At 75.1% G+C, this 11,781-nt stretch carries 12 protein-coding genes; 7 read left to right on the top strand and 5 right to left on the bottom strand.

From position 1 onward, the window contains the following. Positions 1-411 precede the first annotated feature (411 nt). Positions 412-2,055: a M4 family metallopeptidase gene (locus ACIPSC_RS36125; RefSeq protein ID WP_400833510.1), complete on the top strand. Its 1,644-nt coding sequence runs from the start codon at positions 412-414 to the stop codon at positions 2,053-2,055. A 204-nt stretch (positions 2,056-2,259) separates the two neighbouring features. On the opposite strand, the gene ACIPSC_RS36130 is transcribed toward ACIPSC_RS36125, so the two are convergent. Next, positions 2,260-2,484: a hypothetical protein gene (locus ACIPSC_RS36130; RefSeq protein WP_400833513.1), complete on the bottom strand. Its 225-nt coding sequence runs from the start codon at positions 2,482-2,484 to the stop codon at positions 2,260-2,262. Between the two features lie 120 nt (positions 2,485-2,604). Between ACIPSC_RS36130 and ACIPSC_RS36135 the strand changes: the two genes are divergently transcribed. Both ACIPSC_RS36135 and ACIPSC_RS36140 read left to right on the top strand, forming a co-directional pair. Beyond that, positions 2,605-3,711 carry a redoxin domain-containing protein gene (locus ACIPSC_RS36135; RefSeq protein ID WP_400833517.1) on the top strand — a complete coding sequence of 369 codons (1,107 nt, stop codon included), beginning with the start codon at positions 2,605-2,607 and terminating at the stop codon, positions 3,709-3,711. Positions 3,712-3,741: 30 nt separating this feature from the next. Beyond that, positions 3,742-4,362: a TetR/AcrR family transcriptional regulator gene (locus tag ACIPSC_RS36140; RefSeq protein WP_400833521.1), complete on the top strand. Its 621-nt coding sequence runs from the start codon at positions 3,742-3,744 to the stop codon at positions 4,360-4,362. A gap of 14 nt (positions 4,363-4,376) precedes the next feature. Here the strand turns inward: ACIPSC_RS36140 and ACIPSC_RS36145 are convergent, their stop codons facing one another. The 3 genes from ACIPSC_RS36145 to ACIPSC_RS36155 all read right to left on the bottom strand — a co-directional run bounded on the left by ACIPSC_RS36145 (position 4,377) and on the right by ACIPSC_RS36155 (position 6,620). After that, positions 4,377-4,778 carry a pyridoxamine 5'-phosphate oxidase family protein gene (locus tag ACIPSC_RS36145; RefSeq protein WP_400833527.1) on the bottom strand — a complete coding sequence of 134 codons (402 nt, stop codon included), beginning with the start codon at positions 4,776-4,778 and terminating at the stop codon, positions 4,377-4,379. A gap of 97 nt (positions 4,779-4,875) precedes the next feature. Continuing rightward, the gene (locus ACIPSC_RS36150; protein WP_400833530.1) at positions 4,876-5,538 is read right to left on the bottom strand and encodes an MBL fold metallo-hydrolase; all 663 of its coding nucleotides are present in this window, start codon (positions 5,536-5,538) and stop codon (positions 4,876-4,878) included. Then, the gene (locus tag ACIPSC_RS36155) at positions 5,535-6,620 is read right to left on the bottom strand and encodes an S-(hydroxymethyl)mycothiol dehydrogenase (protein WP_400833533.1); all 1,086 of its coding nucleotides are present in this window, start codon (positions 6,618-6,620) and stop codon (positions 5,535-5,537) included. The genes ACIPSC_RS36150 and ACIPSC_RS36155 overlap by 4 nt, the downstream gene beginning before the upstream one ends. Positions 6,621-7,172: 552 nt before the next feature. On the opposite strand from ACIPSC_RS36155, the gene ACIPSC_RS36160 reads away from it, so the two are divergent. Further along, a complete protein-coding gene (locus ACIPSC_RS36160) occupies positions 7,173-8,393 on the top strand; it encodes a cytochrome P450 (RefSeq protein ID WP_400833537.1) in 1,221 nt (406 codons plus the stop codon). After that, a complete protein-coding gene (locus tag ACIPSC_RS36165) occupies positions 8,390-8,773 on the top strand; it encodes a ferredoxin (RefSeq protein ID WP_400833541.1) in 384 nt (127 codons plus the stop codon). The genes ACIPSC_RS36160 and ACIPSC_RS36165 overlap by 4 nt, the downstream gene beginning before the upstream one ends. A gap of 93 nt (positions 8,774-8,866) precedes the next feature. On the opposite strand, the gene ACIPSC_RS36170 is transcribed toward ACIPSC_RS36165, so the two are convergent. After that, positions 8,867-10,129, bottom strand: coding sequence for a phosphotransferase family protein (locus ACIPSC_RS36170; protein ID WP_400833545.1), 1,263 nt, complete (start codon positions 10,127-10,129; stop codon positions 8,867-8,869). A 363-nt stretch (positions 10,130-10,492) separates the two neighbouring features. On the opposite strand from ACIPSC_RS36170, the gene ACIPSC_RS36175 reads away from it, so the two are divergent. Beyond that, complete coding sequence (locus ACIPSC_RS36175; protein ID WP_400833548.1) at positions 10,493-10,831, top strand: hypothetical protein; 339 nt, start codon at positions 10,493-10,495, stop codon at positions 10,829-10,831. 352 nt (positions 10,832-11,183) lie between these two features. Then, positions 11,184-11,672: a DUF6882 domain-containing protein gene (locus tag ACIPSC_RS36180; RefSeq protein ID WP_400833551.1), complete on the top strand. Its 489-nt coding sequence runs from the start codon at positions 11,184-11,186 to the stop codon at positions 11,670-11,672. Positions 11,673-11,781 lie beyond the last annotated feature (109 nt).

Consider the following 11,781-nt stretch of genomic DNA (forward strand, 5'->3'; position numbering starts at 1 on the left):
GATCCGCCCCAACGGGATCTACCCGGCACCGGCCCACGCCCTGAACACGCTCTCTCCGCCCGGCCGTTGGCCACAAAGGGGCTCAACCGGGCGTTGCTGCACGCCCTCTGGACGCGAGCTGTCCTGAGCATGTAAAACATCTCTCCCGGCGGCTTCTTCGCACAGCGCCACCCCCACACCGCTCGCGCACCCGGTCGGCGCCGGCGCCGACAGCCCTGCCGACACCGTGCCGGCTCCCCCTTCACCGGCACCGCTGCCGGCGCCCGCGTTCCCCCACCCGCGCTCGCCCGCCCACGGCCACGTCCGCCCCGGCCGCGCCGCGCCCGAGCGCCGACTCCCCCCTCGCCGCTGCCGCCGCATCCCCCGCCGGCACGCCGCCTCCGCGGCCACCGCCGAGAACCGAGGAGCACCATGACGTTCCGTCTCCGCACCACCGCCGCAGCCGTCGCCGTCGTCGTCGCGGCCACCACCTTCACCGCCGCCGCCCTCCCCGGCAGCGCGTTCGCCGCCCCCGCGGCGGCTCCCGCGCCCGCGGGGTCGGCCGCGACCGCCGCCGCGGTGGGCCAGGCCGACGCCGCGCTCAACGCCAACGCGGCCGAGCTCGGCGTGACCGCGCAGCAGGGCCGCACCGTCCGCGACGTGGTCACCGACGCCGACGGCACCCGGCACGTCCGCTACGACCGCACCTACGCGGGCCTGCCGGTGCTCGGCGGCGACCTGGTCGTCCACCTCTCCCCCGGGGGCGCCTTCCGCGGCGCCGACCAGGCCGCGAGCGGCGACCTCGCCGTGCCCACCACCCGGCCCGCCGTCCCGGCCGCCACTGCCCGGGCACAGGCCGTCCGGGCGCTCGGCGGCTCCGCCCGCCAGGCCGACGCCAAGGCCGAGTTGGTGGTCGACGCGCTGCACGGCGCACCCCGGCTCGCCTGGCAGACCACCGCCGCCGGGCAGGACTACCTGGGCAACCCGGTGGCCCGCACGGTGCTCTCCGACGCCGCGACCGGCGCGGTGATCGCCGCCTGGGACGCGATCGAGACCGCCACGGGTGACGGCGCCTCGCTCTACAGCGGCACCGTCCCGCTGGAGACCACCGCGGCGAGCGGAAGCTTCCAGCTCAAGGACCCGACCCGCGGCAACACCTACACCGGCGACGCCCAGAACAAGACCGACCTCTGCTTCGGCACCATCTGCTTCAGCCGGGCGCCCGCCGTGCTGTTCACCGACGCCGACAACCACTGGGGCACCGGCGCCACCGCCGACCGCTCCACCGCCGCCGTCGACGCCCAGTACGGCACGAACACCACCTGGGACTACTACAAGAACGTCCACGGCCGCAGCGGCATCGGCGGCGACGGCAAGGGCTCGTACAACCGCGTCCACTACGGCAGCAACTACAACAACGCCTTCTGGCAGGACAGTTGCTTCTGCATGACGTACGGCGACGGGGACGGCACCACCTTCGGCCCGCTGGTCTCACTGGACGTCGCCGGGCACGAGATGTCGCACGGCGTCACCTCGCGCACCGCCAAGCTCGTCTACTCCGGGGAGTCCGGCGGGCTCAACGAGGCCACCTCCGACATCATGGGCACCCTGGTCGAGTTCTACGCCGCCAACCCCTCCGACCCGGGCGACTACCTGATCGGCGAGGAGATCGTGAAGTCCGGCTTCGGCAAGGCCGCCCTGCGCTTCATGGACCAGCCCTCCAAGGACGGCAAGTCGGCCGACTGCTGGAGCTCCGGCGTCGGCAACCTCGACGTGCACTACTCCTCGGGCGTGGCGAACCACTTCGCCTTCCTGCTCGCGCAGGGCAGCGGCGCCAGCACCGTCAACGGGGTCCAGTACAACAGCCCCACCTGCAACGGATCGACCGTCACCGGCATCGGCCGGGACAAGCTCGGCGCCGTCTGGTACCGGGCGCTCAGCGTCTACATGACCTCCGGCACCAACTACGCCGCCGCCCGCACGGCGACCCTCAAGGCCGCCACCGACCTCTACGGCGCCGGCAGCGCGGAGTACGCGGCGGTCGCCGCCGCCTGGTCGGCCGTCGCGGTCAACTGACCCGCACCGCCGCCCCGACCCGCACCGCCACCCTCTCCCGCCGGCCCGGAGTGCCCGTGCACCCCGGGCCGGTCCGCGCCGCCGGCGCCCTCGGCACCGCCGGCACCCTCGGCCCGGCCGCCGTGGATCACCCCCGCAACGCCCACGGGCACCGGCCCGCGCTGCCAGAGCGGCAGCACGGACACCGCCCGGCCGTACACCCCGTCACCCACCGGAGCCCGCCGCCTCCGCCAGCAGCGCGGCCCGCTGCGCCATCAGGGCCGCCCGCTCGGCGAGCAGCGTCTCCCGGTCCGCGGCCAGCGAACCCTCCAGCCGGGCCAGCAGCACCCGGAACTGCTCGACGTCCTGCTCCGTCATCCGCCCCTCGGCCTGCACCCGGTTCTCCCCCATGCCACGCCCGCCCCACGTCTCGCCCGCTGCCTCAACCATGACGCGACGCTACGCACCGGCGATCAACGGCCGATAAACGGCCGCGGGACGTGCATGCTTGCACGCCGTCAGTAACACCGTTATCGTCGAATAACAGCGTTATCCACGGGGAGGGACACCATGAGCGCCACCACGCAGAACGCCACCGGGACCGTCGAGGCCGCCACCGTCGAGCTGACGATCCTGGACGACCACACCGAGAGCCCCGTCACCGCCGAACTCCGGCCCGCCGAGGGCGGTGTGCACCCGCAGGTCCGGCTCTCCTTCGCGGACGTCGAGCGCGCCCTGGGGTTCACCCGCAAGCCGCAGGGCTGGTGCCGGGGCGACGTCTGCGTTCCGGCGGCGGCCGTCGCGGGGATCGAGGACGCCACCGCCGGAACCCTGGACGTCACCGCGTTCGCCGCCCTGCTGGACCGGCCGGTCGCGGCCGAGTTCGCCGCCGGGGTCATGGCGTTCGGCACGGCGGCCGGCGACCGCTCGGCGGTCCTGGCCGGCGGCACCGCCCCCGACTTCACGCTGCCGGACGCCGACGGCGTGCCGCACTCGCTCGGCGGCCTGCGCGGACGCAAGGTGGCCCTGGTCTTCTGGGCCTCGTGGTGCGGCTGCCGCTACGACCTCCCGGAGTGGGAGCGCCGCCACGCCGAACTGGCCGCCGAGGGGTTCTCGGTGCTGAGCATCGCCGTGGACCGCCGGATCGAGGACGCCGCGCCCTGGATCGCCGAGGCCGCACCCACGCACCCCGCACTGATCGACGTCGACGGCCGGGTCGCGGACCTCTACCAGCTGCTCAACGTCCCCACCGTGGTCTGGGTCGACGAGGAGGGCCGCATCGCCCGGCCGAACGACACCCAGTTCGCCACCGATCTCTTCCGCTCGATGAGCGGCCTGGACTCCGCCAAGGCGCTCGGCGCACTGCGGCGCTGGGTGACCACCGGCGACTCCGGCCTCGCCCCGGAAGCGGTCGCCGCGCTGACCCGGACCGGCACGGCCGAGCAGCAGCAGGCCCGCACCGAGGCCGCCCTGGCGCTGTGGCTGCTGCGCCACGGTCGGCAGGAGGCGGCGGAGCAGCACTTCGCGGCCGCGGCGGAGCTGGCTCCGGAGGACGTGACCACCTGGCGCAGCGCGATGCCGCTGCTGGGCGTCGACCCCATGGGCGAGGAGTACTTCAGCCGGCGGACGGCGCTGGAGGAGGCCGGCGTGCCGATCTACCGGCCGCTGCCCGACTAGGTCCTGTCCGGTCTGCAGGAGGATCACTTCATGCCCGCCAAGTCACCGACCGGCGCCTTCGCCCGGGCCCAGGCCCGGGGCGAGGCGGCCCTGCGCACCGCCATGCTCGACATCGCCGCCGAGCTGCTGGCCGCCGAAGGCCCTTCGGCACTGAGCATGCGCCGCCTGGCCGCGGCCGCCGACTGCTCGACCACCGTCCTCTACCGTCTGTTCGGCGCCAAGGACGGCATTGCGGCGGCGCTGTACCGCGAGGGCTTCGCCCGGCTGCGCCGCCGCCTGGACGCCGTGCCGCGCGGCGACGACCCGGCCGCGTACCTCGCCGCCGTCGGCCGCGCCTACCGCACCGGCGCCGTGGAGGAACCGAACTTCTACAGCGTCATGCACGGCGAGGGCATCCCCGGCTTCGTCCCCGACGAGGCCTCCCGCGCCGCTGCCGCTGCGAGCCTGGACGTCCTGCGCGAGGCGGCCCGCGCCTGCATCGGGGCCGGGGTGTTCCGGGCGGACGCCGACGCCGACGAGATCACCGACACGCTGTGGGCGGCGGCGCACGGGGTGATCAGCCTGGAGCGCTGCGGGCACTTCCCGGGCGGCCTCGGCGAGCAGCGCTACCGCACCCTCACCGGGGCCGCCGTGGCGGCGTTCCTGGCCTGAGCGCCGCGTCGGGGTCAGGCGCGGCCGAGCACCCGGTCGACGGTGATCTCGATGACCACCCGGTCCGGGTTCACCCGCGGCTCGCGGTAGCGCTCGGCGTACCGCCGCTCCGCGTCGGCCACCGCCTCCGGCGCGTCCCGGACCACGGCCACGCCCTCCAGCGTCGACCAGCGGGCCCGGTCCACCTGGCAGACCGCCACCCGCATCCCGGCCTCCCCCGCCGCCAGCACGTTGCGCACCTTGCGGCTGGTCCGGCTGCTGATCACCCGCGCAACGCCGGTCTCCGGCTGGTACGTCACCCCCACCGGCACCACGTGCGGCGAACCGTCCGGGCGGACGGTGGTCAGGGTGGCGATGTGGCGCTCGCGCCAGAAGGCGAGGAACGCGTCGTCGAGGTCGCGCGGATCATGAGCCATGGCCGCGATCGTACGACGTCCGCCCCGGTGCGCGGGGCACCGGGGCGGACTGGCCGTCCGTACGTGCGGACTCAGCCGTACCGCTCGTCCCAGGACCTCAGTGGCCGCGGGCGATCCAGTCCGGCAGGGCCGGAGCCTCGTCCCCGATCGTGGTCGGGTCTCCGTGCCCGGTGCGGACCACCGTCCCGGCCGGGAGCGTGAGCAGCCGGTCGCGGATCGAGTCGATGATGGTCGGGAAGTGCGAGAACGACCGGCCGGTCGCGCCCGGGCCGCCCTGGAAGAGCGTGTCGCCGGTGAACACCGTCCCGAGGTCCGGCGCGTACAGGCAGACTGCGCCCGGCGCGTGGCCGGGGGTGTGGAGCACGGTCAGCGCGGTGCCCGCGACCTCGATCCGCTGCCCGTCGGCGAGCTCGCCGTCCGGCAGCCGGTCGGGGTGGGTGAGCTTCCACAGCGGGAGATCGTCGGGGTGCAGCAGGATCGGCGCGCCGGTGCGCCCGGCGAGCGCCGGTGCGGCGTCGATGTGGTCGTTGTGCGCGTGGGTGGAGACGATCGCCAGCAGCCGGCGGCCGCCGAGCGCCGCCTCGATGGCGTCGGCGTCGTGCGCGGCGTCGATCACCACGGCCTCGGCATCGTCGCCGACGATCCAGACGTTGTTCTCCACCTCCCAGCTGCCGCCGTCGAGTTCGAAGGTGCCGGCGGTGACCAGCCGGTCGATCCGGGCCGCGCCGGCAGCCGCTGCGTCGTGGGCCGCGCCGCTCACAGGACCACCACCGAGCGGAGCACGTCGCCCTCGTGCATGCGCGCGAACGCCTGCTCCACACCGTCGAGTTCGATGGTCTCGGTGACGAACGCGCCGAGGTCCAGGCGGCCCTGGAGGTAGAGGTCGATCAGCATCGGGAAGTCCCGCGAGGGCAGGCAGTCGCCGTACCAGGAGGACTTCAGCGCACCGCCGCGGCCGAACACGTCGAGGAGCGGCAGCTCCAGCTTCATCTCCGGGGTCGGCACGCCGACCAGGACGACGGTGCCGGCGAGGTCGCGGGCGTAGAACGCCTGGGTGTAGGTCTCCGGGCGGCCGACCGCCTCGACCACGACGTCCGCGCCGTTGCCGTCGGTGAGCGCACGGATCGCCTCGACCGGGTCGGTGGTACGGGAGTTGACGGTGTGGGTGGCGCCGAGCTTCTGCGCACCCGCGAGCTTGCGGTCGTCGATGTCCACCGCGATGATCTTCGCCGCACCGGCCAGCCGGGAGCCGAGCACGGCCGCTCCGCCGACCCCGCCGCAGCCGATCACGGCGACCGAGTCGCCCCGGCCGACGCCGCCGGTGTTGATCGCGGCGCCGAGGCCCGCCATGACGCCACAGCCCAGCAGGCCCGCGACGGCCGGCTCGGCGGCCGGGTCGACCTTGGTGCACTGGCCGGCCGCGACCAGGGTCTTCTCGGCGAAGGCGCCGATGCCCAGGGCCGGGGAGAGCTCGGTTCCGTCCAGCAGGGTCATCTTCTGCCCGGCGTTGTGGGTGGCGAAGCAGTACTGCGGGCGCCCGCGCTTGCAGGCGCGGCACTGGCCGCAGACCGCACGCCAGTTGAGGATGACGAAGTCGCCGGGCCCGACCTCGGTCACGCCCTCGCCGACGGACTCCACGATGCCCGCGGCCTCGTGGCCGAGCAGGAACGGGAACTCGTCGTTGATGCCGCCCTCACGGTAGTGGAGGTCGGTGTGGCAGACGCCGCAGGCCTGGATCCGGACCACCGCCTCGCCCGGCCCGGGGTCGGGTACGACGATCGTCGTCACCTCCACGGGCGCGCCCTTGGCACGCGCGATGACTGCCTTGACCTGCTGGGCCATCCGATTCCACCTCCGTCGGCCGGGGGCGGCTCTGCACCCGGCGTGACCTGCGCCGACCTGTACCGACGTGTGTCGGCCAGCGTCGAACGACCTGCCCACGAAGCGTATCGTCCGAGCCTCGCCGGGACCGGCGAACGACGGCGGCGATCCGGCTCGCCACCGTTTCACCCCGCTCCCGCCGCCGCCTTCACCCCTGCTTCACCCCCGGTCCTGCGGCCGTTTCCACTCCGGCCCGCCCCCGGCCCCGCAGGGGCGCGCAGGCCGGACCGAGCGCCCGTCATCGTCCCCCGGTCCCCCCGGCGTTGGCTGGAATCGTTGCTGACTGTGGCGCGGCGCCCACGTACGGTCGTACCGAACCCGACCCGTCCGACCCACGCGCCCCGCCCGCTCGCCCCGCCCGTCACCGGGCTCGCCCCCGGGCCGACCCCGTCCGACGCGTGCCCGCGTGCCTCCCCGGACCCAACCGGTCCGAGCCGTCCCCGCGCACTTCCCCGGATCCACCCCCCGCCGGGCCGCCCCGTGCAGCCCACCGCCCTGGAGTCTGGAGTACGGATGTCCGCCGAGAACAGTGCCACCGCCCCGACCGCCGCGGACGCGGCGCCGCTGCCCCCACTGCACTGCCTGCGCCTCCTCGAACCGGGCCCGCCGCGGCTCGGCAAGCTGCCCACCGGCACCCCGGTCTGGCTGGTCAGCCGGCACGCCGACGTCCGCCAGGTGCTCACCGACCCACGGATGGGCCGCGCCCCGCTGTACGCACCCGACGCGCCCGCGGTCTCGCTCGTCCCCAACATCCTGGACGACCCGGAGGCGATCCTGAACCTCGACGGCACCGACCACCAGCGGCTGCGCCGGACCGTGCAGCGGGCGTTCACCCCGCGTGCCATCGAGCGCTGGCGCCCCTGGGTGGCCTCGGTGGTCGAGCACCTGCTGGACGAGCTGATCGATCAGGGCTCGCCCGTCGACCTCGTCGCCGCCTACACCCGCCCGCTGCCGGTCGCCGTGATCAGCAAGCTGATGGGCCTGGACGGCCTGGACGGCAAACGCCTCGCCCACTGGAGCGACCACGCGCTCTCCACCACCGCCTACACCGCCGAGGCGGTCGCGGCGGCGCTCGCCGACTTCGCCGCGTTCGGCGCCGAGCTGATCGCGCAGCGCCGGGCCTCCCCCGGCGACGACCTGGTGAGCGGGCTGCTCACGGCTGCCGAGGAGAGCGGCGACATCAGCGAGAAGCAACTGGTCTCGCTGGTGATCGGTCTGGTGGTGGCCGGGCACGAGACCACCATGACCACCCTCGGCAACGCCCTGGTCTACCTCCTCGGCGACGGCCGGGACGCCTGGCAGCGGCTCGCCTCGGACGAGCAGAGCGCGACCGCGGCCACCGAGCAGTTGCTGCGCGCCGTCCCGCTCGGCGACGGCCAGCACCTGCCGGGGCTGCTCCGGCGGGCCGTCGCCGACGTCGAGATCGGCGGCGTGGCGATACCGGCCGGCAGCGTCGTCGCCGCCGACACCGCTGCGGCCAACCACGACCCCGGGGTCTTCACCGGCGACCTGCTGACCGAGCTCTTCGCCCCGCTCGCCGCCCCGCTGCTCACCTTCGGCGCCGGACCGCACCACTGCCTCGGGGCCTGGCTGGCCCGGATGGAGCTGGAGCTCGGCCTGCACCGGCTGGCCCGGCGGCTGCCCGCGCTGCGGCTGACCGAGCCGGTGGCGTCCCTCGACTGGCGGCGCGGTCTGCTGACCCGCAGCCCGCAGAGCCTGCCGGCCGCCTGGTGACGGCGGACGCGACCGGCCCGGCGGACGTGGCCGGGCCGACGGACGCGACCGGGCCTGCGGGCGGGACCGGGGCAGCCGGGCCTGCGGCGGGGCGGCGGACGACGGCCGAACGGGTGGTGGTCCGGGTCGACCGCGACCGGTGCATCGGCTCGGGCATGTGCGCGCTCACCGCGCCCGGCTCCCTGGAGCTCGGCGCCGACGGCCTGGCCCGCCCGCTCCACGCGGCCGCCACGGCCGGGGGCGGGGACACCGCCGGTGCCGGGCCCGGCACCGGCGAGCCGCTGACGGAGCGTCTGGCCGAGGCCGTGGACTACTGCCCGGTCGAGGCGCTGGCCCTGTACTCGGCCGGTGACGGCCGCCGGATCGCCCCGTCCCCGTAGCGGCCGCTCCGGCACGGTGAAGCCCCTCGCCGCCGAACGGCGTCGCCGGCCGCCCCGCACCCGGGGCGGCCCGGCGGCGCCGACGCGCGGCGGTCAGGCAGCGTCGCCGCTGTCGGCTGCGGCCCAGGCCAGCGCCGCACGGATCTCGCTCTCCGGATCGCCCTCGTGGTACGGCCGCTCGCTGTCCTCGATGTGGTCCAGGAACTCCTGGTACCGCACCGCGTACGCGAAGTGGAACAGCGGCTCGATCAGGTCCAGCGCGCGCTCCGGGTCCGAGCCCGGGGCGTGCGTGCGCCAGGCCTCGGCCCACACCGCGGCCACCTGCGCCCACCGCTCCCCGTCGACGTACCGGCGCGGGCGCAGCCCGTCCATGGCCGGGTGGCCGAGGCAGGAGTCGGCGTAGTCGACGACCACCGCGCTGGTGCCGTCGGAGCGCCAGTTGCCGGGGTGGAAGTCGCCGTGCACCAGTGTCTCCGGCAGCCCGCAGGCGGCCAGCTCCTCGACCAGCCCCGGCAGCCGCGCGGCGAGCGCCCGGGCGGCGGCGAGCTCGCCGGCCGTCAGGTCGCAGCCGGGCTCGGCGCCGAGGCGGTCCAGCAGCGCGTCCACCTGGGCGGGCAGGGTGCGCGGGGTGCGGTCGCGCAGCCCGGCCGCGGCGGCCCGGCCGTCGGCGGCGAGGGCCGCCTGGGCGGCCACCAGCCGGGGCACGACGGCGGTGACCTCCTCGGCGGACGGGCCCCACAGGTCCTCCCCCGGGGCGTGGTCCAGCAGCAGCCGGCCGTGCTCCGGGTCGGCGCCGAGGACCGACGGGACCAGCGTCGGGTCGGCGCTGCCGAACAGCGCGATCACCTCGCCCTCCCGGGCGTTGAACGCCGGGTTGATCACCTTCAGCCAGGCGTCGGCACCGGTGGCGGTGCGGTAGCGGAACAACCCGGAGAGGTTCCACGTCCGGATCTGCTCCGCGGGGCCGGCCGCCGGACGGCCCGCCCGGTCGAGCGACCGCTCGGCCCAGTCGAGCGCCGCGCGCAGGCCGGGCAGCGTGGCCCAGCCGGCCCGCCGCTCGGCCGGTCCGAGCAACGCGGCCACCTCTGCTGCCGCCTGACGCGGCACCAGTCCGGCCGGCCGCTCCAGGGCCTCGACGTGGTAGACGACGTGCCCGCCGTGGCCGGCGCCGTCGCCCGGCGCGGCCGCGAGCCGGAGCACCACCGCGGGCACCCCCAGCTCCGCGGCCACCCGCTCGACCACCGGCGCAGCGGACGACCAGAACCCTCCGTCCACCTCGAACGGGCCGACCGGCCCGAAGTACTGGCCCCCGTGGGTGAGATGGATGCTGACCGTCCGGTTCTTCGCTCGCTGCATCCGTGCAGGTTCTCGCGCCGCCCCACGGCGCGCGACCGATTATCCGCACCGCCCGCCACCCGACGCCCGGCGCCGATGCGGAACGGTCGAGCCCGACGCGCGCTCCGCCGCGAACAGGGCGAATTCCGATTCCGATCGCGCGAGGGTAGCGGGAACTTCGATGGAAATACGCCCGCTCCCCCGGGAATTGCAGGATCATGCCGCTCCTCCCGCCCATTCACCGCCGCCACCGGCCCCGCCCGTAGGGTCGCCGAAGAGGTTCGCCCGCCAAACCCGCTCGACAGAATCGGCGGCGCGAATCCCCTTCCGGAAACCCCGCGCCACCGCCGTTCCGGGGGCGCACGGCACAAGAGGAGAGAATTCATGAACAAGCTCATGAGGGCCGCCGCTCCGGCTCTGGGAGCACTTGCCCTGGTCGCGGCGGTGCAGGGGACTGCACAGGCCTCCGCTCCGGTGGCGGCGACGACCCAGGCCGACGTGCCGAGCTGTGTCACCTACGTCAACACCGACTACTGGGTCGACTACGCACGGGCCACGGTGACCAACGGCTGTTCCACCACGCAGAGCTTCCGACTCGTCTACAACTTCACCAACAGCTACGAACCGTACGGCTGCCTGACGCTCGCCCCCGGCGTGACCAAGAACCTGTTCACCTTCAGCTTCGCGAACAAGCCGATGCTCAAGGGCCTCACCACCTGCTGATCGCGTACTGCCGGCCCGGCCGCCCCGGTGGGCTGCACCGGGGCGGGCGGACGGCGGACGGGGTAGCCGGCTACTGCCAGGCGATCATGCGCAGTTCGGCGGCGCACCGGGTGCCCGCAGGGAAGGGCGGGACGGACCCGATCTTCTGGGACGCGGCGCCGGGCCGCCACCAGACCTGGTCCGGCCTTCCCGGCCGGACGCCGGACGCCCGGTCCGGGGGGCGCGGCGTCACGACTCCCCACGAAACCGCTCTCACCTGCGCGAACATCGATCACCGGCCCCCGCCCCGCCGATCCGGGGCCGGTGACCGGGGTGAGAGGATCGTGCGGACGGATCCGTACGAGGAGGCACGGTGGACGACCGCTCGCAGCATGACCACTCCGACTGGGAGGAGGTCGTGTTCGCCGCCCGGGAGCGTGCCCGCTCGCGGCAGGCCCGGATGATCGAGCGCTACGGGCTGTCGGGTGACGTGCAGTACGACTGGTCGCTGGACGACGCGGTCATTACCTGGTCGCGCGGCGGGGAGGTCTTCCTCACCGGTCGGCTCACGATGATCGGCAGCGTCAGCCTCTCCCGCGGGACGTGGCTGTGGTCCTGGGCGAACGACTCCCTGCCGCGGGCCGCCCTGGGCGACATCGAGAAGGTGCGCCGGTTCGGGGAGGCGAACGGCCACCCCGTCCTGCCGTGGCCGGGTTTCGACCACCACCCGGAGCTCGTGGCCGAGGCACGGATGGTCGCGGCATCGGTGCTGGACGCCGAGGGGCTCTGGGCGGATTCCCTGGACGACGTTCAACTCCACTTCCTGGTGCATGACTTGACGCTCACCGCCGAGCACCGGTGACGCGCCGTGGGGGGGGGGGGGGGGGGGGGGGGGGGGGGGGGGCGGGGGGGGGGGGGGGGCGGCCCCGCGCGCCCGGCGGGCGGGGGGGGGGGGGGCGGGCCCCGCCCCC

This window comes from Kitasatospora sp. NPDC090091 (assembly GCF_044747365.1).
Lineage (GTDB): Bacteria > Actinomycetota > Actinomycetes > Streptomycetales > Streptomycetaceae > Kitasatospora.

Bases quoted from the DNA above. Each gene is read 5' to 3' on its own strand.
- ACIPSC_RS36125 (WP_400833510.1), top strand. From the start codon at position 412: ATGACGTTCCGTCTCCGCACCACCGCCGCAGCCGTCGCCGTCGTCGTC.
- ACIPSC_RS36140 (WP_400833521.1), top strand. From the start codon at position 3,742: ATGCCCGCCAAGTCACCGACCGGCGCCTTCGCCCGGGCCCAGGCCCGG.
- ACIPSC_RS36175 (WP_400833548.1), top strand. From the start codon at position 10,493: ATGAACAAGCTCATGAGGGCCGCCGCTCCGGCTCTGGGAGCACTTGCC.
- ACIPSC_RS36130 (WP_400833513.1), bottom strand. From the start codon at position 2,484: ATGGTTGAGGCAGCGGGCGAGACGTGGGGCGGGCGTGGCATGGGGGAG.
- ACIPSC_RS36135 (WP_400833517.1), top strand. From the start codon at position 2,605: ATGAGCGCCACCACGCAGAACGCCACCGGGACCGTCGAGGCCGCCACC.
- ACIPSC_RS36170 (WP_400833545.1), bottom strand. From the start codon at position 10,129: ATGCAGCGAGCGAAGAACCGGACGGTCAGCATCCATCTCACCCACGGG.
- ACIPSC_RS36160 (WP_400833537.1), top strand. From the start codon at position 7,173: ATGTCCGCCGAGAACAGTGCCACCGCCCCGACCGCCGCGGACGCGGCG.
- ACIPSC_RS36145 (WP_400833527.1), bottom strand. From the start codon at position 4,778: ATGGCTCATGATCCGCGCGACCTCGACGACGCGTTCCTCGCCTTCTGG.
- ACIPSC_RS36155 (WP_400833533.1), bottom strand. From the start codon at position 6,620: ATGGCCCAGCAGGTCAAGGCAGTCATCGCGCGTGCCAAGGGCGCGCCC.